24 protein-coding genes are annotated in these 24,452 nt (G+C 74.1%); 21 read left to right on the top strand and 3 right to left on the bottom strand.

Features of this window, described 5'->3' with window-relative positions; genetic code table 11:
• The first annotated feature begins 2 nt into the window (after positions 1 to 2).
• From DER29_RS03785 to DER29_RS03705, 17 genes are all read left to right on the top strand, one after another.
• Complete coding sequence (locus DER29_RS03785; protein ID WP_121396046.1) at positions 3 to 335, top strand: YlxR family protein; 333 nt, start codon at positions 3 to 5, stop codon at positions 333 to 335.
• Between the two features lie 93 nt (positions 336 to 428).
• Positions 429 to 3,440 (top strand): translation initiation factor IF-2, encoded by a 3,012-nt coding sequence (infB, locus tag DER29_RS03780; protein ID WP_121396045.1) that lies wholly within the window; start codon positions 429 to 431, stop codon positions 3,438 to 3,440.
• An 87-nt stretch (positions 3,441 to 3,527) separates the two neighbouring features.
• On the top strand, positions 3,528 to 3,821 hold the full coding sequence (locus DER29_RS03775) for a DUF503 domain-containing protein (RefSeq protein WP_101414636.1): 294 nt from the start codon (positions 3,528 to 3,530) through the stop codon (positions 3,819 to 3,821).
• Between the two features lie 156 nt (positions 3,822 to 3,977).
• A complete protein-coding gene (gene rbfA / locus DER29_RS03770) occupies positions 3,978 to 4,478 on the top strand; it encodes a 30S ribosome-binding factor RbfA (protein ID WP_121398986.1) in 501 nt (166 codons plus the stop codon).
• 101 nt (positions 4,479 to 4,579) lie between these two features.
• The gene (locus tag DER29_RS03765; RefSeq protein ID WP_233600005.1) at positions 4,580 to 5,557 is read left to right on the top strand and encodes a bifunctional oligoribonuclease/PAP phosphatase NrnA; all 978 of its coding nucleotides are present in this window, start codon (positions 4,580 to 4,582) and stop codon (positions 5,555 to 5,557) included.
• An 88-nt stretch (positions 5,558 to 5,645) separates the two neighbouring features.
• Positions 5,646 to 6,053 carry a hypothetical protein gene (locus DER29_RS03760; protein ID WP_121396043.1) on the top strand — a complete coding sequence of 136 codons (408 nt, stop codon included), beginning with the start codon at positions 5,646 to 5,648 and terminating at the stop codon, positions 6,051 to 6,053.
• Positions 6,053 to 6,262, top strand: coding sequence for a DUF6186 family protein (locus tag DER29_RS03755; protein ID WP_199729397.1), 210 nt, complete (start codon positions 6,053 to 6,055; stop codon positions 6,260 to 6,262). The genes DER29_RS03760 and DER29_RS03755 overlap by 1 nt, the downstream gene beginning before the upstream one ends.
• A gap of 545 nt (positions 6,263 to 6,807) precedes the next feature.
• Positions 6,808 to 7,320 (top strand): adenylate kinase, encoded by a 513-nt coding sequence (locus DER29_RS03750; RefSeq protein ID WP_233599630.1) that lies wholly within the window; start codon positions 6,808 to 6,810, stop codon positions 7,318 to 7,320.
• Positions 7,321 to 7,696: 376 nt separating this feature from the next.
• Entirely contained in the window at positions 7,697 to 8,653 is a 957-nt protein-coding gene (locus DER29_RS03745) for a DMT family transporter (protein WP_233599629.1), read from the top strand.
• Between the two features lie 46 nt (positions 8,654 to 8,699).
• Entirely contained in the window at positions 8,700 to 10,025 is a 1,326-nt protein-coding gene (locus DER29_RS03740) for an MATE family efflux transporter (RefSeq protein ID WP_121396041.1), read from the top strand.
• 180 nt (positions 10,026 to 10,205) lie between these two features.
• Positions 10,206 to 11,090, top strand: coding sequence for a tRNA pseudouridine(55) synthase TruB (gene truB / locus DER29_RS36170; RefSeq protein WP_121396040.1), 885 nt, complete (start codon positions 10,206 to 10,208; stop codon positions 11,088 to 11,090).
• A 55-nt stretch (positions 11,091 to 11,145) separates the two neighbouring features.
• Complete coding sequence (locus DER29_RS03730; RefSeq protein WP_121396039.1) at positions 11,146 to 12,075, top strand: bifunctional riboflavin kinase/FAD synthetase; 930 nt, start codon at positions 11,146 to 11,148, stop codon at positions 12,073 to 12,075.
• A gap of 181 nt (positions 12,076 to 12,256) precedes the next feature.
• On the top strand, positions 12,257 to 12,526 hold the full coding sequence (gene rpsO / locus DER29_RS03725; protein ID WP_121396038.1) for a 30S ribosomal protein S15: 270 nt from the start codon (positions 12,257 to 12,259) through the stop codon (positions 12,524 to 12,526).
• Positions 12,527 to 12,753: 227 nt separating this feature from the next.
• Entirely contained in the window at positions 12,754 to 15,138 is a 2,385-nt protein-coding gene (locus DER29_RS03720; RefSeq protein WP_121396037.1) for a polyribonucleotide nucleotidyltransferase, read from the top strand.
• 49 nt (positions 15,139 to 15,187) lie between these two features.
• Positions 15,188 to 16,612, top strand: a complete 1,425-nt coding sequence (locus DER29_RS03715) for a pitrilysin family protein (RefSeq protein ID WP_121398981.1) — start codon at positions 15,188 to 15,190, stop codon at positions 16,610 to 16,612.
• Between the two features lie 133 nt (positions 16,613 to 16,745).
• Positions 16,746 to 17,519, top strand: a complete 774-nt coding sequence (dapB, locus tag DER29_RS03710; RefSeq protein ID WP_121396036.1) for a 4-hydroxy-tetrahydrodipicolinate reductase — start codon at positions 16,746 to 16,748, stop codon at positions 17,517 to 17,519.
• A 48-nt stretch (positions 17,520 to 17,567) separates the two neighbouring features.
• The gene (locus DER29_RS03705) at positions 17,568 to 18,062 is read left to right on the top strand and encodes a GNAT family N-acetyltransferase (protein WP_121396035.1); all 495 of its coding nucleotides are present in this window, start codon (positions 17,568 to 17,570) and stop codon (positions 18,060 to 18,062) included.
• 5 nt (positions 18,063 to 18,067) lie between these two features.
• On the opposite strand, the gene DER29_RS03700 is transcribed toward DER29_RS03705, so the two are convergent.
• Together DER29_RS03700 and DER29_RS03695 are read right to left on the bottom strand one after the other, a co-directional pair.
• Positions 18,068 to 18,448: a VOC family protein gene (locus DER29_RS03700; RefSeq protein WP_121396034.1), complete on the bottom strand. Its 381-nt coding sequence runs from the start codon at positions 18,446 to 18,448 to the stop codon at positions 18,068 to 18,070.
• 188 nt (positions 18,449 to 18,636) lie between these two features.
• Positions 18,637 to 19,287 (bottom strand): GNAT family N-acetyltransferase, encoded by a 651-nt coding sequence (locus DER29_RS03695; RefSeq protein WP_233599628.1) that lies wholly within the window; start codon positions 19,285 to 19,287, stop codon positions 18,637 to 18,639.
• Between the two features lie 35 nt (positions 19,288 to 19,322).
• Here DER29_RS03695 and DER29_RS03690 point away from each other — a divergent pair, with 35 nt between their 5' ends.
• Positions 19,323 to 20,630 carry a glycosyltransferase 87 family protein gene (locus tag DER29_RS03690; protein WP_121398979.1) on the top strand — a complete coding sequence of 436 codons (1,308 nt, stop codon included), beginning with the start codon at positions 19,323 to 19,325 and terminating at the stop codon, positions 20,628 to 20,630.
• Here the strand turns inward: DER29_RS03690 and DER29_RS03685 are convergent.
• Positions 20,529 to 21,080, bottom strand: a complete 552-nt coding sequence (locus DER29_RS03685; RefSeq protein WP_121396033.1) for a GNAT family N-acetyltransferase — start codon at positions 21,078 to 21,080, stop codon at positions 20,529 to 20,531. The genes DER29_RS03690 and DER29_RS03685 overlap by 102 nt on opposite strands.
• A gap of 78 nt (positions 21,081 to 21,158) precedes the next feature.
• Between DER29_RS03685 and DER29_RS03680 the strand changes: the two genes are divergently transcribed.
• From DER29_RS03680 to thyX, 3 genes are all read left to right on the top strand, one after another.
• Positions 21,159 to 22,388 carry a winged helix-turn-helix domain-containing protein gene (locus DER29_RS03680; RefSeq protein WP_121396032.1) on the top strand — a complete coding sequence of 410 codons (1,230 nt, stop codon included), beginning with the start codon at positions 21,159 to 21,161 and terminating at the stop codon, positions 22,386 to 22,388.
• Positions 22,385 to 23,038 carry a DUF2752 domain-containing protein gene (locus DER29_RS03675; protein WP_121396031.1) on the top strand — a complete coding sequence of 218 codons (654 nt, stop codon included), beginning with the start codon at positions 22,385 to 22,387 and terminating at the stop codon, positions 23,036 to 23,038. Before DER29_RS03680 ends, DER29_RS03675 begins: the two co-directional genes overlap by 4 nt.
• Before the next feature lie 647 nt (positions 23,039 to 23,685).
• Complete coding sequence (gene thyX, locus DER29_RS03670; RefSeq protein WP_121396030.1) at positions 23,686 to 24,423, top strand: FAD-dependent thymidylate synthase; 738 nt, start codon at positions 23,686 to 23,688, stop codon at positions 24,421 to 24,423.
• Positions 24,424 to 24,452 lie beyond the last annotated feature (29 nt).

The raw sequence follows: 24,452 nt of genomic DNA, 5'->3' as shown, positions 1-24,452 counted from the left end.
CAGTGGTACGACGCGCGCTGCCGGAACGCACCTGTGTGGGTTGCCGACGACGTGCGCCGGCCAGCGAATTGCTGCGGATCGTCGCGGTCGGCGACGAGGCTGGTCACAGCCTTCGGCCCGATCCGGCCCGCAGGCTGCCGGGTCGGGGAGCGAACATGCACCCGGATCCGGCCTGCTTCGCGCAAGCGGTGCGGCGACGCGCTTTCGGGCGTGCGCTGCGCATCACCGGGGTCCCCGACCACGGTGAGCTTGCGGAGCACGTCGATGCGCCAACCACTACGTCCGGTCAGCCCGACCGGGCGAGGGTCGCTAGCAAGGTAGGACGACCGACATGAGCACACGATGAAGTCCCTGAAATGACCAGGCTTCAAGTGCACGAGTGAGGTCGCTGCGGGTGCTGCCCGCACGACCTCGGAGTGAGGAGTGCAGTGGCAGGTAAGGCCCGCGTACACGAGCTTGCAAAAGAGCTCGGGGTCGAAAGCAAGACCGTTCTCGCCAAGCTCAAGGAGATGGGCGAGTTCGTGAAGTCCGCGTCCAGCACCGTCGAGGCGCCCGTCGCCCGACGGCTGCGTAGCGCATTCGTCGCCTCCGCCGGATCTCCGGCACCGGCCGCCCCACCGGCGGCCGCCCCGGCGCCGACCCCGACCCCGACGCCCTCCCCGGCCCCCGGTGGGCCCCGGGTCTCGGCCAAGCCGATGCCGCCCCGGCGGCCGGCCGCGCCGACGCCCGGTCCCAAGCCCAAGGGCCCGGTGCCCGGTCCGCCGCAGCCCGCGGCCCCGGTCGCCAAGCCGGCGAGTGCCCACGACATCGAGGTGGCGGCCGCCGAGGCGCGTGCCGCCGCGCTGAAGGCCGAGCAGGAGGCGGCGGTCAAGGCCGCCCAGGCCGCTCGGCAGCAGCAGCGTGAGAACGTCCGCCGGGAGCCCCCGGCGGACGGTGGCAACCGTCCCGGTCCCCGACCGGGTCCGGGTGCCATGCCGCCCCGCCCGGGTTCCCCGGCCGCCGGTCGTCCCGGCGCGCCAGCGCCGGGTCCGGGTGGTCGTCCGGGCGGGCGTCCGCCGGCGCGCGGCGCCGGTAACAACCCGTTCGGCATCCAGGGCAGCCAGCAGCAGCAGCGGCCCCCGGCCGCCGGTGCGGGTGGTCCCCGGCCCAGCCCGGCCGGCATGCCGCCGCGTCCGAGCCCGGCCTCCATGCCGCCCCGTCCGAGCCCGGCCTCCATGCCGAGCCAGCGTCCCGCCACCGGTCGCCCCGGCCCCGGTGGCGCCGGTCGCGGCCCCGGTGGCGGCGCGGGTCGTCCCGGTGGCGCCGGCGGTGGCGGTGGCTTCCGCGGCGGTCCCGGTGGCGGCGGCGGTGGCGGTGGCTTCCGCGGCGGTCCCGGTGGCGGCGGCGGTGGCGGTGGCTACCGTGGCGGTCCCGGTGGCGGCGGCGGTGGCGCGCCGGGCGGCGGTTTCCGTCCGGGTGCTCCGGCCGGCGGCGGCGGTCGTCCGGGTGGTGGCGGTCGTGGCCGTGGCGGCGGTGCCGCGGGTGCCTTCGGGCGTCCGGGTGGCCGGCCGACGCGCGGTCGCAAGTCCAAGAAGCAGCGCAGACAGGAGTTCGACAACCTGTCGGCCCCGACCATGAGCTCGGGTGCCCCCCGAGGTCAGGGTCAGGTCGTCCGGCTCTCCCGTGGCGCCTCGCTGTCGGACTTCGCCGACAAGATCAACGCCAACCCGGGTTCGCTGGTCCAGGAGATGTTCAACCTGGGCGAGATGGTCACGGCGACCCAGTCGTGCTCCGACGACACCCTGCTCCTGCTGGGTGAGCACCTCGGCTTCAACGTGCAGATCGTCAGCCCGGAGGACGAGGACCGCGAGCTGCTCGCGCAGTTCAACATCGACCTCGACGCCGAGGTCGCGGAGGACCGCCTGGTCGACCGTGCGCCGGTGGTGACCGTCATGGGTCACGTCGACCACGGTAAGACCAAGCTGCTCGACGCGATCCGCAAGGCGAACGTCGTGGCCGGCGAGGCGGGTGGCATCACCCAGCACATCGGTGCCTACCAGGTCCACGTGCCGCACGAGGGCGAGGACCGCGCGGTGACCTTCATCGACACCCCGGGTCACGAGGCGTTCACCGCCATGCGTGCCCGTGGTGCCCAGGTCACCGACATCGTGGTGCTCGTCGTCGCGGCCGACGACGGTGTCATGCCGCAGACGATCGAGGCGTTGAACCACGCCAAGGCGGCCGACGTGCCGATCGTGGTGGCGGTCAACAAGGTCGACAAGCCGGAGGCGAACCCGGACAAGGTCCGCCAGCAGCTGACCGAGTACGGCCTGGTCGCCGAGGAGTACGGCGGCGACACCATGTTCGTCAACGTGGCGGCGAAGCCGGGCATCGGCATCGACGAGCTGCTCGAGGCGGTCCTGCTGACCGCCGACGCGTCGCTGGAGCTGACCGCTCCGATCGACGGGCCGGCGCAGGGTGTGGCCATCGAGGCGCACCTGGACAAGGGCCGCGGTGCGGTGGCGACGGTGCTGGTGCAGAAGGGCACCCTGCGGGCGGGCGACTCCATCGTCGCCGGTGGGGCGCACGGCCGGGTCCGGGCGATGCTCGACGAGAACGGCAACCAGGTCGCCGAGGCAGGTCCGGCCCGTCCGGTCCTGGTGCTCGGTCTGACCGCGGTGCCCGGTGCCGGCGACACGTTCCTGGCGGCCGAGGACGACCGCACGGTGCGCCAGATCGCCGAGCAGCGGCAGGCACGGCGGCGGGCGGCGTCCTTCGCCAACTCCCGCGGCCGGGCCACCCTCGAGACGCTCATGGAGCAGCTCAAGGAGGGCGAGAAGACCTCGCTCAACCTGGTGCTCAAGGGCGACGTCTCCGGTTCCGTGGAGGCCCTCGAGGACGCGCTGTTCAACCTCGACATCCCGGAGGAGGTCCAGCTCAGGATCATCCACCGGGGCGTGGGCGCGATCACCGAGAGCGACGTCATGCTCGCGAGCGCGTCGTCCGAGCCGGTCACGATCATCGGGTTCAACGTGCGGGCCGCCAACAAGGTCCGCGAGATCGCCGACCGCGAGGCTGTGGAGATCCGGTACTACACCGTGATCTACCAGGCCATCGAGGAGATCGAGGCGGCGCTCAAGGGCCTGCTCAAGCCGGAGTACGAGGAGGTCGAGCTGGGCACCGCGGAGATCCGCGACGTCTTCCGCTCGTCCAAGATCGGCAACATCTCCGGCTGCATCGTCCGGTCGGGCATCATCCGGCGCAACGCCAAGGCGCGCCTGCTGCGGGACGGGTCGGTGGTGGCGGACAACCTCACCGTCAGCTCGCTCAAGCGGTTCAAGGACGACGCCACGGAGGTGCGCGAGGGCTTCGAGTGTGGTCTGACCCTGGGTGGTTACAACAACGTCCAGGTCGGCGACATCATCGAGACCTTCGAGATGCGCGAGAAGGTTCGCGCCTGATCCGGTGAACCACTGATCGAGGGGTTTGCGCCGAAAGGCGTAAACCCCTTGATCATGTGGGGGGCCCTGCGGGTATCGTCCGGGGCGATGTTCACCGGAACCGCGGTCTTCGACCTGCTGCTGCCGGGCGACTCCCGGTCGCTCAAGGCCAAGAGATCATACGTACGGCCGATCGTGGCGGCGCTGCGCCGCTTCGAGGTCTCGGCCGCCGAAGTGGGAGCGCTCGACCTGCACGGTCGGGCCGAGATAGCCGTGGCCGTGGTGGCCGCCGAGGCGTCGCACGTCCGCGAGGTGCTGGACTCCTGCGAGCGCCTGGTGGCCGGTCGGCCGGAGACCGAGTTGCTCTCGGTGCGCCGACGGCTGTACGGCGAAGAGGACTGACCCGGCGGCGCCTGTCCGTCGGAAGCCGGGACGGAGCCGGCGCCGCGCGGCGCGGGTGGCCGCGCGGGTAGTGTTCGGGTTGTTGGGCCGTCGGCTCCGGGGCGCTCCGCGTCGCCGGACGACGGCCGGGAGCGGGACGCCGTGGAGGTGGCGAAGATGTCGGATCCGGCCAAGGTACGCCGGCACGCGGAGCGGGTGCGTGAACTGGTCGCGTCGGTGGTGCGAAGCCAGATCAAGGATCCCCGGCTCGGCATGATCACCATCACCGACGCCCGGATCACCGCCGACCTGCGCGACGCGACCGTCTTCTACACGGTGCTCGGCGACGCGGCGGCCCAGGCGGGCACGGCGGCGGCGCTGGAGAGCGCCAAGGGCATGCTGCGCAGCACCGTCGGCAAGGCGCTCGGGCTGCGGCACTCGCCGACGCTGACCTTCGTCCTGGACGACGTGCAGGACCAGGTCAAGCACATCGACGACCTGCTCGCCCAGGCCCGCAACGCCGACGCCGAGGTGCAGCGCATCGCTGCCCGGGCCGAGTACGCGGGCGAACCCCAGCCGTACCGGCTGGACGAGGACGAGGACGCCGACGAGGCACGCGACGCCGACGAGGCACGCGACGCCGACGAGACCCCGCCCCGGGGTGGGGACCCCCGGTGACCGAGCCCTCCGGCGGCACGACCGGTGGCGCCCTCGCCGAGGCGCCGCCACCCGTCGACTCCAACCCGACCGAGGCGGACTGGGCCGCCGGCGTCGCGGCCGTGCGGGACCTGCCGCCGGACGGGCGGGTGCTGCTGATCTGCCACGTCAACCCGGACGGGGACGCGCTGGGCAGCATGCTCGGCTTCGGGCTTGGGCTGCGTCGGCTGGGTGTGCGGCGGATGCAGGCGACCTTCCCCGGCCCGCCGGAGGTGCCGGAGCCGTTCCGTGGGCTGCCCGGTCTCGACCTGCTGGTGCCGGCGACCGAGGCGTACCCGGACCCGGACCTGGTGATCTGCTTCGACGCGGCCAGCGAGTCGCGCCTCGGCGACCTGGTCGACCGGCTGGAGACCGCCGGCGAGGCGCTGGTGCTCGACCACCACGCGTCGAACACCCGCTTTGGCCGGATCAACCTGGTGGACCCGCACGCGGCGGCCACCTCGGTGGTCGCGGAGGGGCTGCTCGCCCGGCTCGGCGTCGGGCTGGACGCCGGGATCGCGGAGTGCCTCTACGTCGCCCTGAGCACCGACACCGGCTCCTTCCGGTTCGAGGCGACCACCCCGGCGGTGCACCAGCTGGCGGCCCGCCTGCTGGCGACCGGCATCCGGCCCGGTGACATCTCCCGCCGGATCTTCGACACCCGGCCGTTCGGCGCCGTCCGCCTCTTCGGCGAGGTGCTCGGCCGGGCCCGCCTGGAACCCGCCCGGGCCGCCGGGCACGGTCTGGTGTGGACGTACGCGACACAGGACGACCTGGCCCGGCACGACCAGCGCCCGTACGTGTTGGAGGCGCTTATCGACTCGGTCCGGTGCACCGCCGAGGCCGACGTGAGCTGCGTGGTCAAGCAGACGCCGGCCGGCGACTGGGCGGTGTCGATGCGGAGCAAGGGCGCGGTCGACGTCAGCCGGGTGGCGGTCGCGCTGGGCGGCGGCGGGCACCGCTTCGCCGCCGGCTTCACGGGTTCGGGGACTGTCGACGAGGTCGTCGACCGCATCCGCGCGGAGCTCGACGGCGCGCTGACCGGCCCCGGCCGGCACTGATCCGGAAAGGGCCCGGCGCGGGAAGATCAGGGTGAGCTCGGGGAGTGTCCGTCTTCCCGGTTCCGGCGAGTACGGGGAGAATCGCGGGATGGAACAGCCCCACGACCTCACCGTCGAGGCGCCCCGCGCCTGGGACCGTCCCGCCGTCACCGTGCCGGTGCTCGTCTGCCTCTCGCTGGTCGGCGGCCGGTTCCCGTCCTTCTCGACCGAGGCCAATCTCTGGACCCTCGGCACCGGCGGGGTGCTGATCTGGCTGGGCCTGAGCAACCGGGTGCCCCGGCGGCCCGCGCCACGCCGGCTGGGCGCCCCGGCGGCCTGGTGGGCCCTGCCGGTGGTGGTCTTCGGGGTCTTCGAGGGGACCACGTTCGTGCTGGCGGCGGGGGACGACTTTCCCACCTTCTCGCGGCTGGCCGATCCGCTGCTGGAGGACCAACTGGTCCGCTCGGCGGTCTGGCTGGGCTGGCTTTCGGCGTTCTGGGGGCTGGTGCGGCGATGATGCGGATGCTGGCCATCGGGGGCTTCCTGGCCTCCCTGGTGTTCTTCGCGGCCGTCGAGTGGGCGGCCCGCCGCGAGGGCTCGCGGATCCCCACGCTCGGCGAGGTCTGCGCCTACGTGATGCGCTACGAGGTGGGCCCGGTGCCGGTCGGCCGGATCGGCCTGTTCGGCTTCTGGTGGTGGCTGGGCTGGCACTTCCTGGCCCGCTGACCGCGTGCCCCGCATCCTCCGGGGCCCGTGCCGCGGCGGCCCCGGCCGCGAACGCGAGTCCAAATCGCGGGAACCATGGGCAGTATGTGGACCTGAACGATAGCTTGGGAATCGGCCGGCGTCGTGTGGCGGCGCTGGCCGTGGGCGGTGTCGCCACACCCGGTGGCGCTTCCCTCCAGGGTCGGACCGACCCGGGCTTCCGCTGCCCACAGCCGCTCCGGTGACCCCGGGCCGCTCACGGGCGCTCAGCACGACCGCCCGTGAGGGCTGCCGTTCGCCGGCGGCCCACGCCCTGGAAGGGGACCACCATGCCGAGCAAGCCCAAGCCGCAGACCACCGACGAGGCCCGCGAGCAGATGCGCCGCGCGCTGCAGACGTCCATGGACACCCGTCAGTGACCGACGCCGACCGGCGGTGACGCCGCCGGCGTCCCGCGCCGACAGCGTCACCGCCCACCCGGCCCCGGCCTCCGGTCGCGGGCGTCCGTCGACCCTGGCCAGGAAACGACTTATCGTCCAACCCGGTGGACCGTTACGGTTCCCCGCATGCGCCGGATCCTCATCGTCGGCAGCGCGGGCGCCGGTAAGAGCACCCTCTCGCGTGAGGTCGCCCGCCGGCTCGACCTTCCGCTGATCCACCTCGACCGGCACTACTGGCAGCCCGGCTGGGTGGCCCTGGGCGACGCCCGCTGGCGGGCCACGGTCGCCGAACTCGCCGACCGGCCGGCCTGGGTGATGGACGGCAACTACGGCGGCACGCTCGACCTGCGCCTGCCCCGCGCCGACCTGCTGGTCTTCTGCGACCTCGGCCGGCTGCTCTGTCTCGGCCGGGTGCTGCGCCGCCGCTGGGCGCACCGCGCCACGGGCCGTCCCGACCTCCCGCCCGGCTGCCCGGAGACGATCGACGTCGAGTTCCTCCGGTACGTGTGGCGCTATCCCCGCCGGTCCCGTCCCCGGCTGCTCACCGCGGTCGCCACGCACTCGCCGGCGCCCCCGGTGGTCCGGCTCCGCAGCCGCGCCGAGGTACGCCGCTGGCTCGACTCCCTGCCCCCGGCCTGAGCGTCCGCGTCTCCACGCTTCCGCCCGTCGCCCGCGACGTCACCGTCGAGCGGGGCGACCTGCTCGACGAGACGTCCAGGCCGTGCCCCCGGCCACGCCACCCGCAAATGCCGAGCCGTGCCGGGGCGGCTCTCGCTAGGGTGCGGGCATGAGGTTGTTCCGGGGCGTTCTGCCCCCGCCGCGCTCCTGACCGGAGCGCCACGCCACCGGCCCGCCTCCCCCTGCGGGATGGCCGCCGGTCCACTCGCCGGGCGGTCCGCCTGAACGGCGCCCTCCCCGCAGGGCCCGGGTGGAATCGCCCGCCGCCTGTCCGTCGTGTGTGCGCTCCGACTGACGTCGACCCTGTCAGCGGCCCGATCCTGCCTGGAGCGCACCCGTGACCCGATCGTCTTCTCTGCCGTCGTCCACGTCCACGTCCACCCCGCGCCGCCTCCGGCCCGCGCCGAGCGTCGGCGCCCGCCGGGGGCTGCTCTACGTCACCGGCGCCGCCGTGCTCTGGGGCACCACCGGTGTCGCGGTGCAACTCGTCCGCGAGTCCACCACGCTCACCCCGACGGGCATCGGCTTCTACCGCCTCGCCATCGGCGCGCTGGTGCTGGTCGCCCTGGTGGCGCACCGGCTGGGCCCGGTGCTCGCGGCGCTGCGGTCGCAACCGGTGGCCCTCGTCGGGGTCGGGGTCGGGCTCGGGGGCTACCAGGCGCTGTACTTCCTCGCGGTCGCGGCGGGCGGTGTCGGGGTGGCCACCGTGGTCAGCCTGGGGATCGCCCCCGTCCTCATCTTCGGGTGGGAGTCGCTGCGCGCGCGGCGGCTGCCCGGGCGGACCATGCTGGGCGCCCTGGTGACCGGCGTCGCCGGCCTCGTGCTGATCACGGTGTCGGTCGGGGATCCGGGCGCGACCGCGCCGCGTCCGCTGCTCGGTCTGCTCGCGGCGTTCGGCTCGGGGGTGGGCTACGCCGCCAGCACCGTGCTGAGCCGGCACGCCGCGCGACGCGTCGCGACGATGACGCTCACCACCGTGTCCGCAGTGGTCGGCGCGTTGACGTTGGCCCCGGTCGCGCTGGCCGAGGGGATCGGCGTCCCGGCCCGGCTCGCGCCGATCGGCCTGCTCGTCCACCTCGGGGTGGTCACCACGGCGGTGGCGTACGCCCTGTTCTATGCCGGGCTGCGCGCCGTCACCGGCAGCGCCGCCGCGCTGGTCACCCTGGCGGAGCCGCTCACCGCCGTGCTGCTCGCGGTCTGGCTCGTCGGCGAGTCGCTCTCCGTGCCGATGGTCGTCGGGGGAGTGCTTCTGCTCGGTGCTGTGAGCGTCGTCCAGCTGGCTCCCGGTAAGTGATCGGTCGGCTTGCGATCCTTACTCGTCCGTGCCAGGATCGGCGGCGATGAGCCAATCCCTCGCCTTCGGGCCGCGAGCGGTCGCGCCCCGCCGGATCGCCGCGCTGGCCCTGCCGGCGCTGGTGGTGCTGGCCGCCGAACCGATCTACGTGCTCGTGGACACGGCGGTGGTGGGGCACCTCGGCCGGGTGCCGCTGGCCGCCCTGGCCGTCGGCGGCACCGTGCTGACGCTCATCGCCTGGCTCGGCACGGTGGTCGCGTACGGCACCACGGGGCGGTCGGCCCGGCGGTTCGGGGCGGGCGACCGGGCGTCCGCCGTCGCCGAGGGCGTCCAGGCGTCCTGGCTGGCCCTCGGGGTGGGGGTGCTGGTCGCGCTCGGCATGCAGGTCGGCGGCGGGGCGTTGGCGCGTACCCTCGTCGGAAGCCCCGGCGAGGTGACCGACGCCGCCGCGCAGTGGCTGCGGGTCGCGGCGCTCGGCGCGCCCGGCCTGCTGCTCGCCGCCGCCGGCAACGGCTGGCTGCGCGGCGTGCAGGACATGCGCCGCCCGTTGGTGTTCGTGCTCGGCCCGAACGTGCTCTCCGCCGTGCTCTGCCCGCTGCTGGTCTATCCGGTCGGGCTGGGCCTGGTCGGCTCCGCCGTGGCCAACGTGGTCGCCCAGACCATCTGCGGGGCGCTCTTCGTCGGGGCGCTGATCGCCGAACGGGTCTCGCTGCGGCCCCACCCCCGGCTGATCGGGCAGCAGTTGGCGCTCAGCCGGGACCTGCTGATCCGGGGCGTCGCGTTCCAGGCCAGCTTCCTCTCCGCCACCGCCGTCGCCGCCCGCTTCGGGGCCGCCGCCGTGGGCGCGCACCAGATCGCCCTGCAACTGTGGTTCTTCACCGCCCTGGTGCTCGACGCGCTCGCCATCGCCGCCCAGTCCCTGATCGGCGCCGCGCTCGGGGCCGGCGAGGACGCCGCCGCCCGGGACCTGGCCCGCCGGATCGGGCTGCTCGGCGGCGTCTGCGGCGTGGCGTTCGCCGTGCTCGTCGCCGCCGGCGCCGGCGTGGTCCCCGGCTGGTTCAGCTCCGATCCGCAGGTACGCGAGCAGGCCATGCTCGCCTGGCCGTGGTTCGTGACGATGCTGCCGCTGGCCGGTGTCGTGTTCGCCCTCGACGGCGTGCTGATCGGCGCGGGCGACGTCCGCTACCTGCGCAACCTCACCATCGTGGCCGCGCTCGGTGCCTTCCTGCCCGCGATCTGGCTGACCTACGGGCTCGACCTCGGCCTCGGCGGCATCTGGGCAGGGCTGACGCTGTTCGTGGTGGTCCGGCTGGTCGCCCTGCTGCTGCGGCTGCGCTCCGGGGGCTGGGTCGTGACCGGTGCGGTGCGCTGAGCCTCCGCACCGCTGCCGCCCCCGGTCAGCAGCTCTCGCCGTCGCCGGGCCGCCGGTTCGGACCGTAGACGTCGTCGCTCGGCGTGGCCGTGGGGCGCCGGTGGACGCGGCGCCGGCCGTCCACCCGACCAGGTACGGCGGCGGCGGGGCGTCCGACCCGGTCTGGCAGGCTTGGGTGTCGTGAGCACAGACGGTCTGATCGTGGTCGACAAGCCCGGCGGCATGACGTCGCACGACGTGGTGGCGCGGATCCGCCGGTTGGCCCGGACCCGTCGGGTGGGGCACGGCGGCACCCTCGACCCGATGGCCACCGGCGTCCTGGTGATCGGGGTCGGGCGGGCCACCCGCCTGCTCACCTACGTGATCGGCGCGCACAAGAGCTACACGGCCACCGTCCGGCTCGGCCAGGCCACCGTCACCGACGACGCCGAGGGCGACGTGATCGCCACCACCCCGGCCGGTCAGGTGACCGACGAGGCGATCCGGGCGGCCCTGGCCGCGCTGACCGGCGAGATCGACCAGGTGCCGAGCGCGGTCAGCGCCATCAAGGTCGACGGGCAGCGGGCGTACAAGCGGGTGCGCGAGGGGGAGAGCGTCGAGCTGCCCGCCCGTCGGGTCACCGTGTCCCGGCTGGAGCTGCTGGCGGTGCGCCGCGACGCGCCCGACGTCGTCGACGTGGACATCGACGTGACCTGCTCCTCCGGGACGTACATCCGGGCCATCGCCCGGGACGCGGGCCTGGCGCTCGGGGTGGGCGGGCACCTGACCGCGCTGCGCCGTACCGCCGTCGGGAACTTCCCCCTCGCGGAGGCCGCCACCCTCGACCAGCTGGAGGAGCGCGCCCCCGAGGTGGTGAACCTGCCGCTGGCGGCGGCGGCCGACCGGTTCTTCCCGCGCCGCGACGCCGGGGCCGACGAGGCGAAGGTCCTCTCCCACGGCGGGCCGCTCGACCCGGTGGGAATCGCCGGCCCCTACGCGGTCTTCGGCCCGGACGGCGGCCTGATCGCTATCGTCAGCGAGCGGGACGGCCGGGCCCGCGCGGAGATCGTGCTCGCCCCCGCCTGACGGGGCGAAGGGCGGCGGCCGGTGCGGGCCGCCGGAAAGGCAGGGGAGGAGCGGCATGCAGCGGTGGCGGGGGTACGACGCGGCGCCAGGTGGCTGGGGGCGGTCGGTCGTCACCATCGGCGTCTTCGACGGCGTGCACAAGGGACACCAGGCGACCATTGGGCACACCGTGTCCCGGGCTCGCGAGCTGGGCGTGCAGTCGGTGGTGGTGACCTTCGACCCGCACCCGGCCGAGGTGGTGCGCCCCGGCTCGCACCCGGCGGTGCTCACCGAGACCGCCCGCAAGGCCGAGCTGATCGAGGCGCTCGGCGTGGACGTGCTCTGCGTGGTGCCGTTCACCCCGGAGTTCTCCCGGCTGCCCGCCGAGGCGTTCGTGCACGACATCCTGGTCGAGCACCTGCACGCCGCGCTGGTCGTGGTGGGGGACAACTTCCGCTTCGGGCACCGGGCCGCCGGTGACGTGGCGCTGCTGGAGCGGCTCGGCCGCACCTTCGGCTTCGCCGTCGAGGGCGCCCCGCTGGTCGCCGAGGCGGGGACGGTCTACTCCTCCACGTACATCCGCTCCTGCGTCGACGCGGGGGACGTGACGGCGGCGGCCGCCGCGCTCGGCCGCCCGCACCGCGTGGAGGGCGTGGTGGTCCGCGGCGACCAGCGCGGCCGCGAGCTGGGCTTCCCCACCGCCAACCTGCTCTGCCACCGGTACGCGGCGGTGCCCGCCGACGGCGTCTACGCCGCCCGGCTGGTGCGCCGGGGCCACGCCGAGCCCCTGGCGGCGGCGGTGTCGGTCGGCACCAACCCGACCTTCTCCGGCCGGGAGCGGCGGGTGGAGGCGTACGTGCTCGACTTCACCGGCGACCTCTACGGCGAGCGGCTGGCGCTGGACTTCGTGGCGCACCTGCGCGGGCAGATCCGCTACGACGCGATCGAGCCGTTGATCGCCCAGATGAACCAGGACGTCGAGCGGACCCGGCGCGTGCTCGGCTGACCGCGTCGCGGCCCTTGACAGGCCGCCGTCCGGCAGGGCTGGTAGTCTGGCGGGGACGTCGGCTGACCGACGTGGGGCCTCGCGTGCCTGCACGACGCCGCGGGTGCGAGGTACCGGTCCGTTTCCGGTCCACTGACCGATCCGACGGACATCATCGAACAACCCACGAAACAGGGAGAACATGGCGCTCGACCAGGAAGCCAAGGCCAAGATCCGCGCGGAGTACGCGACCGCCGACGGCGACACCGGTTCGCCGGAGGTGCAGGTCGCGGTCCTCACCAAGCGGATCGCCGAACTGACGGAGCACCTGAAGGTGCACAAGCACGACCACCACAGCCGCCGTGGGCTGCTGCTGCTGGTCGGCCGCCGCCGTCGGCTGCTCAACTACGTCCAGAAGAAGGACATCAACCGCTACCGGTCGCTCATCGAGCGGCTCGGTCTGCGCCGGTGACGTGACGGGGGAGTGGCCCGACCGGGCCGCTCCCCCGCTTCGCCACCACACGAAAACCGGGCCGCGCGACCACCCGAGAACGGGAGCCGGTCAGCGTACCGGTCTCCGGTAGTGGCCCCCGGGCACCCCGGCATTGCGCCGGCCACCCGGGCGCTTCGATCGAAGACCGGCCGTCTGAGCAGCTCCCCGCGTCGTGGGCCCCTGATGCGAAGGAGCACGACAGCACCATGACCGAGACCAACCTCGGCACCGAATCCCGCACCGCCGTGATCGACAACGGGTCCTTCGGCACCCGTGAGATCACCTTCTCCACCGGCCGGCTGGCCCGTCAGGCCGCCGGGTCCGTCGTCGCCCAGCTCGGCGAGACGGTCGTCCTCTCCGCCACCACCGCCGGCAAGCAGCCGAAGGAGCAGTTCGACTTCTTCCCGCTGACCGTCGACGTCGAGGAGCGGATGTACGCCGCGGGCCGCATCCCCGGCTCGTTCTTCCGCCGCGAGGGCCGCCCCAGCGAGGACGCGATCCTCACCTGCCGGCTGATCGACCGGCCGCTGCGCCCGTCGTTCGTCAAGGGCCTGCGCAACGAGGTCCAGGTCGTCGAGACCATCCTCGCGCTCGACCCGCAGCACCCCTACGACGTCGTGGCGATCAACGCCGCCTCGATGTCGACCAAGCTCTCCGGCCTGCCGTTCTCCGGCCCGATCGGGGCGACCCGGGTCGCGCACATCGACGGCCAGTGGGTCGCCTTCCCGACCCTGGAGGAGCTGGCCCGGGCCACCTTCGACATGGTCGTGGCCGGCCGCTCGCTGCCGGACGGCGACGTCGCGATCATGATGGTCGAGGCCGAGGCGACGCCGAACGCCGTGACCCTGATCGCGGGCGGCGCGACCGCCCCGACCGAGGAGATCGTGGCCAGCGGCCTGGAGGCCGCGAAGCCGGCGATCCGCGAGCTGTGCCGCGCGCAGGCCGAGCTGGCCGAGGTGGCCGCCAAGCCCGTCGCCGAGTTCCCGGTGTTCCTGGACTACCAGGACGACGTCTACGAGGCGGTGGCCGGCGTGGCCCGCGCCGAGGTCGCCGAGGCTCTCCAGATCGCCGGCAAGGCCGACCGCGAGGAGGCCCTCGACCGGATCAAGGCCAAGGTCGCCGAGGAGCTCGGCGGTCGCTTCGAGGGCCGGGAGAAGGAGCTCAGCGCCGCCTTCCGGTCGCTCACCAAGTCCGAGGTGCGCAACCGGGTGCTGCGCGAGCAGGTCCGTATCGACGGCCGCGGCCCGCGCGACATCCGCCCGCTGACCGCCGAGGTCGGCGTGCTGCCCCGGGTGCACGGCTCGGCGCTGTTCGAGCGTGGCGAGACCCAGATCCTGGGCGTCACCACGCTGAACATGCTGCGCATGGAGCAGATGGTGGACACGCTGTCCCCGGAGAACCGCAAGCGCTACATGCACAACTACAACTTCCCGCCGTACTCGACCGGTGAGACCGGCCGGGTCGGCTCGCCGAAGCGGCGCGAGATCGGCCACGGGGCGCTCGCCGAGCGGGCGCTGATCCCGGTGCTGCCGTCGCGCGAGGAGTTCCCGTACGCCATCCGGCAGGTCTCCGAGGCGCTCGGCTCCAACGGCTCCACCTCGATGGGCTCGGTCTGCGCCTCGACGCTGGGCCTGCTCTCCGCCGGTGTGCCGCTGAAGGCGCCGGTGGCCGGCATCGCCATGGGGCTCATCTCGGACGAGGTGGACGGCAAGACCCAGTACGTGACGCTGACCGACATCCTCGGCGCCGAGGACGCGTTCGGTGACATGGACTTCAAGGTCGCCGGCACGCCGGAGTTCGTGACCGCGCTCCAGCTCGACACCAAGCTCAACGGCATCCCGTCGGACGTGCTGGCCGCCGCGCTGCAGCAGGCGTACGAGGCCCGGCAGACCATCCTCGGCGTGATGCAGGCGGCGATCGAGGGCCCGGCCGAGATGTCGGAGTACGCCCCGCGCGTCACCACCGTCAAGATCCCGGTCGACAAGATCGGCATGGTGATCGGCCCGAAGGGGCAGACCATCAACGCGATCCAGGACGAGACCGGCGCCGAGATCTCCATCGAGGACGACGGCACGATCTACGTCGGCGCCACCAACGGCCCGTCGGCCCAGGCGGCGGTGGACCGGATCAACGGGATCGCCAACCCGACGTTGCCGAAGGCCGGGGAGCGGTTCCTCGGCACGGTGGTCAAGACCGCCGCGTTCGGCGCGTTCATCTCGCTGCTGCCGGGCCGGGACGGCCTGCTGCACATCTCCAAGGTGGGCGACGGCAAGCGGGTCGAGCGGGTCGAGGACTTCCTCAACGTCGGCGACCGGGTCGAGGTCGAGATCGCGGACATCGACGCCCGCGGCAAGATCTACCTGGACAAGGTCCGCCCGGAGGGCGCCGAGGCGCCGGCCGCCGGCGAGGCCGCCGGTGGCGAGCGTCCGGCCGGCCGGGACCGGGACGACCGGGCTCCGCGCGACCGGGGCGACCGTGAGCGCGGCGGCGACCGGGGCGGTCGTGGCCCGGGCGGCGGCGAGCGCGGCGAGGGCGGCGGCGAGGGTGGCGAGGGCGGCGAGCGTCCGCGCCGCCGCACCCGGCGCAGCTGACGCACCGCACCATCGCATCACCCACCCCTCGTCGATCTGGGAGCAACACGTGAGTCGGGCCGTCAGCGCGCCGTTTCCGCCGGATCGACGGGGGGTGGCGTCCGTCCCGGGCCCCGCAGGGGCCTTCCACCGGAGCACCGCGGCGGCCCGCTCCGGCGGCGCCGCCCGGGCGGTGACCCGCACGATCAGCGACGACCCGCTGGGCGGCACGGTACGGCGTACCGTGCTGCCCAGCGGGCTGCGTGTGCTCACCGAGGCGATCCCGGCGATGCGCAGTGTCTCGTTCGGCGTCTGGGTCGCGGTCGGCTCGCGGGACGAGACCGGCCCGCAGGCCGGCGCGGCGCACTTCCTGGAGCACCTGCTATTCAAGGGCACCAACAAGCGCAGCGCGTTGGACATCTCCTCGGAGATCGAGGCGGTGGGCGGCGAGACCAACGCCTTCACCACCAAGGAATACACCTGCTACTACGCTCGCGTGCTGGACGAGGACCTGCCGCTGGCCATCGACGTGATGTGCGACCTGGTCGCCGACTCGGTGCTGGAACCGGCCGACGTGGAGACCGAGCGGGGCGTGATCCTCGAGGAGATCGCCATGCACGACGACGAGCCCGGCGACGAGGTGCACGACCTCTTCGCCCGGGCCGTCTACGGCGACCACCCGCTGGGCCGGCTGATCTCCGGCACCGAGGAGACCGTCACCCCGATGACCCGGCGGCAGATCCAGGGCTTCTACCGCCGCCGCTACACCGCTCCGCAGATCGTCGTCGCCGCCGCCGGCAACCTGGACCACGCCACGGTGGTCAAGCTGGTCCGCCAGGCGCTGCGCGGCACCCCGCTGGACACCGACCCGGCGACGCCCGCGTCGCACCGGTCGGCCACCCCGGCCGTACGCACGAAGCCCGCCACCACCCTGGTGGAGCCGAAGGAGACCGAGCAGGCGCACGTCATCCTCGGCTGCCCCGGCATCGACCGGCTCGACGAGCGGCGCTTCGCGCTGGGCGTGCTCAACAACATCCTCGGCGGCGGCATGTCGAGCCGGCTGTTCCAGGAGATCCGCGAGCGGCGCGGCCTCGCCTACTCGGTCTACTCCTACGCCAGCCAGTACGCCGACAGCGGCCTCTTCGCCGTCTACGCCGGCTGCGCCCCGGGCAAGGTCGACGAGGTGCTGGAGCTGACCCGGGCCGAACTCGCCCGGGTGGCCGCCGACGGCCTGACCGAGGCCGAGGTGGCCCGTGGCAAGGGGATGAGCAAGGGCTCGTTCGTGCTGGGGCTGGAGGACACCGGCTCGCGGATGAGCCGGCTGGCCAAGGGGGAGCTGCTCTACGGCCACCTGATGCCGGTCGACGAGCTGCTCGGCCGGGTCGACGCGGTCACGGTGGCCGACGTCAACACCCTGGCCGCCGAGCTGCTGAGCCGGCCGATGTCGCTGGCCGTGGTCGGCCCGTTCGGCGCGGGCGACTTCTCCGCCCGCTGACCCGTCCCGCTCGCCCGGTCCCGCCCGACGCCGGCCCGTCGCGTCGTCGCCGGCGTTGCGGACTGTCCCGCACGTCCCCGCCGGTGCCGGTCCGCCCGGATGCGCGCGTCCCGATTGGGATAGGTTGTGCCCCGTGACTGACGAGCAGGAGAAGAGCCCGGACGAGCTGATCCGGGTCGGCGTGCTGGGCGCCCGGGGACGCATGGGCATCGAGGTGTGCCGGGCCGTGGACGCCGCCGCCGACATGGAGCTGGTGGCCATGGTCGACCAGGGCGACGGCCTGTTCGCCGCGTCCGACGCCGGGGCCGAAGTGGTCGTCGACTTCACCACCCCGGACGTCGTCATGGACCATTTGCACTGGTGCATCGACCAGGGCATCAACGCGGTCGTCGGCACCACCGGCTTCACCGAGCAGCGGCTGGAGCGGGTGCGCGGCTGGCTGGCCCACAAGCCCGGGGTGGGCGTGGTGATCGCCCCCAACTTCGGCATCGGCGCGGTCCTGATGATGCAGTTCGCCGCCCGCGCCGCCCGGCACTTCGAGTCGGTCGAGATCGTCGAGCAGCACCATCCCCGCAAGCTGGACGCCCCCAGCGGCACCGCCACGCACACCGCGCGGCTGGTCGCGGCCGCCCGCGCCGAGGCCGGGCTCGGCCCGGCGCCGGACGCCACGAAGGACGAGGTCGCGGGCGCCCGGGGCGCCGACATCGACGGGGTACGCGTGCACGCCGTGCGCGCCACCGGCCTCGTCGCCCACCAGGAGGTGCTCTTCGGCACCGTGGGGGAGACGCTGACCATCCGGCACGACTCGTACGACCGGGTCTCGTTCATGCCCGGCGTGCTGCTGGCCGTCCGCGCGGTCCGCACCCGGCCCGGGCTGACCGTCGGCCTGGACGCCCTCCTGGACTGACGGGCAAACCCGTCGCGGCGGCACCCGGGCGGCCCCTAGGCTGCCCGGGTGATCGATTCTGGACTCTCCGACCGGGCCGGGCGCCGGGTCACCCTGCGCCCGGTGGACGACGACAACTGGCGGGCGGTGGCCGACGTCGCCCCGCGCGACGACCAGCGTGGGTGGGTGGCGGCGCTGGCCGCGCGCTACCTGCTGCTGACCATGCGCTCCGACGTGTGGACCTCGCTGGCCGTGTACGCGGACGAGACCGTCGCCGGGCACGTCATGTGGGGCGTCGACGACGACGGGTCCCGGTGGATCGGCGGCATGGTGGTCGACGCGGCGGAACAGGACCGGGGCGTCGGGCGGGCGGCCGTGCGCACCCTGGCCGCGTGGCTGGGCGGTCAGGACGGCGGTCACCCCGTCCGGCTCTCCTACCACCCCGACAACGTCCAGGCCGCCCGCCTCTACACGAGCCTCGGCTTCGTGCCCACCGGGGCGATGGAGGACGACGAACTGGTCGTCGAACTCCTTCCGCCCGCCCAGGTCCCGCCCCGACCCTGACGGGGTCAGCCCTCCTCGATCACCGACAGGATGTTGCCGGCCGGGTCGGTGAACCACGCGATGGTCGGCCCGTTGCCGCGCATGACGCCCTTGTCGTCCTGGGGCATCCCGGGGTAGCGCGCGAACCGCACCCCGCGCGCGGTCAGCTCGTCGACGGCCCGGTCGACGTCGTCGACGGGGAAGTTGAGCACCGTGTAGCCCGCGGGGGCGTGGTCCGCCTTTGTGTAGACCATCACGTCCCGGCCCCCGGCGAGGTGCAGCGTCAGCAGGCCGCCCATGGCGTCGTCCCGCGAGACCCGCAGGCCGAGCGTGTCGGCGTAGAACCGCTCGGCCCGGCCGGGGTCGTCGACCGAGAAACTGCTCCACGCCGTCGTGTCCGTGAACATGCCCGGTGCCTCCCTCTCGTGGACGCCGCCACCGCGACCATGAGGTCACCGTAGGCGACGCCCCCGACAGTGTCCGGCGGAACGCCGGCACCGGCGGGTCGGGGACCGTGGGTCGGTGTCGGTGCCCTCCGGGCCCGGGAACGCCCGGCCCGGTCGCCCTTGGGGCCGGGGAGCGCCGCCAGGGACGGTCAGTCCCCGGGCGTCGCCGGCGGCGACGCACCCGGCGTCAGGTCCGGCAGCGTCGCCTCGGCGGGCGTCGCGTCCGCCGGGTCCGCGTCCGCGGGCACCGCCACGTGCAGGCGCACCTGCGGGACGAGCATGTCCTCCACGTCCAGCGCGCGGGCCGCGCCGTCGGGTTCCCAGCCGGTGCTGGTGAGGAACTTCCGGGTCGCCGCGTCGCCGTCGAAGGCCCAGGCCAGGGCGCGGGTGAACCCGTCGGCACGCCACAGGTCGACGGTCGCGGCGAGCAGCCGGCTGCCGTGCCCCCGCCGGCCCCAGCGCGGCTCCACCAGCAGGTCCGTCACCGCGGCGACGTCCGGCCCGAGGACCTCCGCCGGCTCACCCGGGGCGAGCGCCTCGGCGTCGGCCGGACCGGAGGCGGCGAACCCCACCAGATAGGATTGCTCGGCCTGTTCGACGGCGACCAGCACCCGGTGGGCGCCGGAGGGCGGCTCCTGCACGGCCGCGCTCCACCGCCTGGCGAGCCACGCCTCGTCCAGGTTGTCGAGCACGTGCCGGGGCAGGATCCGGCGATAGGCGACCCGCCAGGTCGCGAGTTGGATGCGTGCGATCTCGCCGGCGTCTTCCGGACGCGCCGGGCGGACGTACCCGAGAGCCATGGGACGGAAGCCTACGCAGGGCGAGGGAGGCGATGGTGGCGCAGGGTCCCCGACGGACGATCCAGCAGGTCGTCGGCGTCGTCGCGCTCGCCGTCGCGGTGACCGCCTTCCTGTCCGTCGCGGCCGTCCGGCACGGCTTCTTCGACCTGAAGGTCTACTACGGCGCGCTGACCTGGTGGGTGCACGACGGCGGGGAGATCTACGACTTCCTCAAGCCCGGCACCCAGTACGGCTTCACGTACCCGCCCTTCGCCGCCCTGGTCATGCTGCCGATGGCGTACCTGCCGTGGTGGGCGGCGATCGCGGTCAGCGTGGCCGCCAGCGTGGTGGTCACCGCCGTGCTGTTCTGGTGGCTGATCGACCCGGTCTCCCGCCGCTCCGGCTGGACCCGCTGGTTCGCCCTCGCCGTGGCGCTCTGCCTGGCCGCCGCGTACGAGCCGATGCGCGAGACGGTCAACTTCGGCCAGGTCAACATGCTGCTGCTCTTCCTGGTCGCGATCGACCTGCTCCGGCTGCTGCCGGCCGGCAACCGCTGGGCCGGCGTGGGCATCGGCCTGGCCACCGCGATCAAGCTGACCCCGGGCATCTTCATCGTCTACCTGCTGGTGACCCGCCGCTGGCGGGCCGCGGTCACCTCGATGGCCGCCGCGGCCGGCACGACGCTGCTGGCCGCCGCGCTCTTCCCCGACGCCTCGCGGGAGTTCTGGACGGAGGCGCTGTGGAACACCGGCCGGGTCGGTGAGCTGGCGTTCGTCTCCAACCAGTCGCTGCGCGGCGTGGTCGCCCGGCTGAACCCGGAACACCCGAGCACCCTGGCCTGGCTGGCGCTGGTGCTCGCCACGCTGGCGCTGTGGGCCTGGCGCTCCCGCGCCGCCGTGGCCGCCGGCGACGAGGCGACCGGCCTGGCGCTGACGGGCGCGGTGATGTGCCTGGTCAGCCCGGTCACCTGGGTGCACCACCTGGTCTGGCTGCTGCCCGCGCTGATCCTGCTGGTCGACAACGGGATGGCCGCGCCCGCCGGCAGCCGTCGACGCCGCGTCCTGCTGGGCGCCGCGATCGTCGGCTACGGCTTCCTGATCAGCCGCATCGTCTGGGCCTGGGAGAAGGACTTCACCGGGCTCGACGGCTTCCTCGGCAGCAACACCTACGTCTGGATCAGCCTGGCGCTGTTGGCGTTCCTGCCCATCCGCCGCTGGGGCGACCCGGGCCGGAGCAACCGCCGTCGGGCGGCGCCGGCCGGGTCAGCCGCCGAGGCGCCCGGCGTACCGCAGCTCGACCAGCCCGACCGGCGGGCGCCCGCCGGCCAGCGGCACCGGATAGGTCGACCGCTCACCGTCCGGTGACAGCCCGGCCCGCTCGTAGAACCGGCGGGCCCGGTGGTTGGCCTCCAGGACCCAGAGCCGGTAGTCCGACCAGCCCCGGGCGACCAGTCCGTCCCGCGCCGCGGCCAGCAGCGCCCGCGCCGTGCCGTCGCCCCAGCGGGTCGGCTCGACGTACATCGCCACGACCTCGCCGTGCGCGGCGTCGAGGTCGCCACGGTCCTGGTTGTTGCGGTACGGGCCGAACGTGGTGAACCCGGCCAGCGTCCCTTCGACCTCGGCGAGCAGGGTGGTGAACGGGTGCTCCGGGTCGGCGGTGCCGAGGTCCCGGCGGCGCTGCGCCCAGGCCGTGACGTTGAGCCGCCGCAGCACCTCCTCGGGCATGATCCCGGCGTAGCCGGCCTGCCAGCCGTGGATGTGCACCCGGGCGACCGCCTCGGCGTCGTCGGGCTCCTCGCGGCGGATCGTGAGCATGCGTCCGTTCTATGCCCCGGCGGGTGATCGGTCCAGTGTCCGCACCGGTGTCGTACCGGTGGATTAGGGTGCCCGACGATGGCCGCACCGGAATCGCTCTCGCTCGCCCAGGCACGCCGGGTGGCGCTCGCCGCCCAGGGCTTCGCCGACCCCGCGCCCACCGGCGCGCCCACCCGCCGGCACCTGCGCCGGGTGCTCGACCGGGTCGGGCTGATCCAGATGGACTCGGTCAACGTGCTGCAACGGGCGCACTACCTGCCGCTCTACAGCCGCCTCGGGCCCTACCCGACCTCGCTGCTCGACGCCGCCGCCTACCGCCGCCCCCGGGAGCTGTTCGAATACTGGGGGCACGAGGCGTCGCTGGTGCCCGTCGGGCTGCACCCGGTGTTGCGCTGGCGGATGGCCCGCGCCCGCTCGGAGGCCTGGGGCGGGATGCGGCGCATCGCCCAGGAGCAGCCCGGCCTGGTGGCCTGGGTCCGCGACGAGGTGGCCGCCCGGGGGCCGCTCACGGCCGCCGAGATCGAGCACGACGCGCCCCGGGAGACGGGCAACTGGGGCTGGAACTGGTCGGCGGTCAAGCGGGCGCTGGAGTTCCTGTTCTGGGCGGGGGAGGTGACGGCCGCCGACCGCACGACGTCGTTCGCCCGTCGCTACGACCTGCCGGAGCGGGTGCTGCCGGCCGCCGTGCTCGACGCACCGACGCCGACCGACGCCGATGCCCACCGCACGCTGGTGGGCATCGCCGCGCGGTCGCTCGGGGTGGCCGCCGAGCCGGAGCTGCGCGACTACTTCCGGCTGCCGGTGGCCGGGGCCCGGCAGGCCATCGCCGAACTGGTCGAGGCGGGCGAGCTGCTGCCGGTCGCCGTGCAGGGCTGGCGGCGGCCCGCCTGGCTGCACGCCGGTGCGCGGCTGCCCCGCTGGGTGCGCGGCAACACCCTGGTCAGCCCGTTCGACCCGGTGGTCTGGGAGCGGGCCCGCGCCGAGCGGCTCTTCGACTTCAGCTACCGCATCGAGATCTACGTGCCGGCGCCGCAGCGGGTGCACGGCTACTACGTGCTGCCGTTCCTGCAGGGGGAGCGGTTCACCGCCCGGGTCGACCTGAAGGCCGACCGGAAGGCCCGCGTGCTGCTGGTGCCGGCCGCCTGGGCCGAGCCGGGCGTCGACCGGGGCGAGACCGCGCTGGCGCTCGCCGCCGAGCTGCACCGCCTCGCGGGTTGGCTGGGCCTGGACGCGGTGGCCCCGCCCGCCGCCGGCGACCTGGCCGTCCCGCTGGCCGCCGCGCTGGCGGGCGTGGCCGGTGTACGGTGAGCGACGTGACGAGCGTTGACGGACCGGCCTCGGCGTCGCATCCGCAGACGGGTGGGCTCGACGCCCCGCCCGAGGCGGGTCCGGCCGCGCCGGCCGGCGGATGGCCCACGGAGCAGGCGCCGCCCCACCCGGGGTCGCCCTACCCCGGAGCGGCCCACCCCGGTTCGCCCTATCCGGGGGCGGCGCCCTACCCCGTCGCGGAGCCGGACCGGCTCACCCGCTTCGTCGTGCGTCTCTACGAGCGTTCTCCGCGCTGGGCGGTGCCCCTGGCCGCGCTCGGCTGCGTCGCCGCCGGCATCGGCTACGCGCTGATCAGCGACCCCACCCGATCGGCGCCCGACGCCGCGCCGACCTGCCTGCTCAAGCTCACCACGGGGCTGGACTGCCCGGGCTGCGGCGGCACGCGCGCGCTCTGGTACGTGCTGCACGCCGACCTGCCGGCCGCCGCCCGGCACCACTTCCTCTTCGTCTTCGCGCTGCCCTTCCTGGCGTACCTCTTCGTCGCCTGGGCGGGCCGGCAGGCGTTCGGCTGGCGCCTGCCCGAGCTGCGGATCAGCTCCCGGGTGATCGGCGTCTTCCTGGCCTCCTGGCTGGCCTTCACGATCCTGCGCAACCTTCCCTGGGCACCGTTCACCTCCCTCTACGTCTGACCCTCGCCACGCGCCGAGCCTGACGTCTGTGCCTGCCGCCAGCGGTGGCGCCTGGTCCGACGTCCGCGCCGCCGCCGGCCGGTCGCGCCTACGAACCTGCCGTCACCCCGTTCACCCGGCTCACGCCGCCGGGCGGCGCGATCCGGCCGCCGGTGCCGTCCGTCCGCCCGGTGACCGATCGCTACACGCGCCCTTTCGAGCTGAATCGTCTGCGACATCAGCAGCCGGGGCCTCGCTCCGCGGGGCCACGGGCGATGAGCCCGTCCGGCATCCCGGCGGCGGTGCGCCCGTCCGGCGCACGTGGGGGCAGCCATGCCGGTCGCGCAGGTCGGCGCGTGCGCGTGCGACCGGTGCGCGTCCCGCCGGCGCGGAGGTCCTCCGGCCGGCTGCCCGCGTGGGGGTCCCGCCGTCGGCTGCCCGCGTGGCGTCGTGCCGCCGGCCGCCCACGTCCGCCGCCGGCGCGCGTGATGTCGTAGCCGACTCAGCTCGAAAGGGCACGTACGAACCTGCCGTCACCCCCGCTCACTTCGTCGAGCGACCGGGATCCGGCCGCCCGTGCCGTCCGTCCGCGGTGACCGACATTGCACCCGGCGAGCCTGGCTTGGGCGGGCAGGGGCGACGCCACTACAGTCCCAGGAATGCCGGAGATGGTGCAGCCCCAGGTCAAGCTCGTCGCGTGGACCCACTTCGAGGCGCCGGACGACGTGCCGTGGTCGACCGACGCCGAGGGCGGCCAAGCCCTCGCGGAGTTCGCCGGCCGGGCCTGCTACCAGAGCTGGAAGAAGCCGAACCCGGCCACCGCCACCAACGCCGGCTACCTCGCGCACATCCTGGAGGTCGGCCACCTGAGCGTGCTGGAGCACGGCTCGGTCAGCTTCTACTTCAGCGGGGTGTCCCGCTCCTTCACCCACGAGCTGATCCGGCACCGGCACTTCTCGTACTCCCAGCTCTCCCAGCGGTACGTGCCGGAGCGCGACGCCGCCATGGTCGAGCCCTCGGTGATCGCCGACGACCCGGAGCTGCACAAGAAGTTCGTGGAGGCCGCCGAGGCGAGCGTGCGGGCGTACAACGAGCTGCTGGAGGGGTTGGAACGGCGCTTCGCCGACGTGGAGAACGCCACGCTGCGGCGCAAGCAGGCCCGCCAGGCGGCCCGCGCGGTGCTGCCCAACGCCACCGAGACGCGCATCGTGGTCACCGGCAACTACCGGGCCTGGCGGCACTTCATCGCCATGCGCGCGACCGAGCACGCCGACGTGGAGATCCGCGAGCTGGCGGTGGAGTGCCTGCGGCAGCTCCAGGGTGTCGCCCCGAACGTCTTCGCCGACTTCGTGATCTCGGCCCTGCCCGACGGCACCGAGGTCGCGGCGAGCCCGCACGCCGAGTGAGTCCTGAGGGCTTCCCCGGCGGGGCGCCG

Source organism: Micromonospora sp. M71_S20, assembly GCF_003664255.1.
Taxonomy (GTDB): domain Bacteria; phylum Actinomycetota; class Actinomycetes; order Mycobacteriales; family Micromonosporaceae; genus Micromonospora.
The sequence above is the reverse complement of the archived record's forward strand: the minus strand, read 5'-3'. Positions and strand labels throughout refer to the sequence as shown.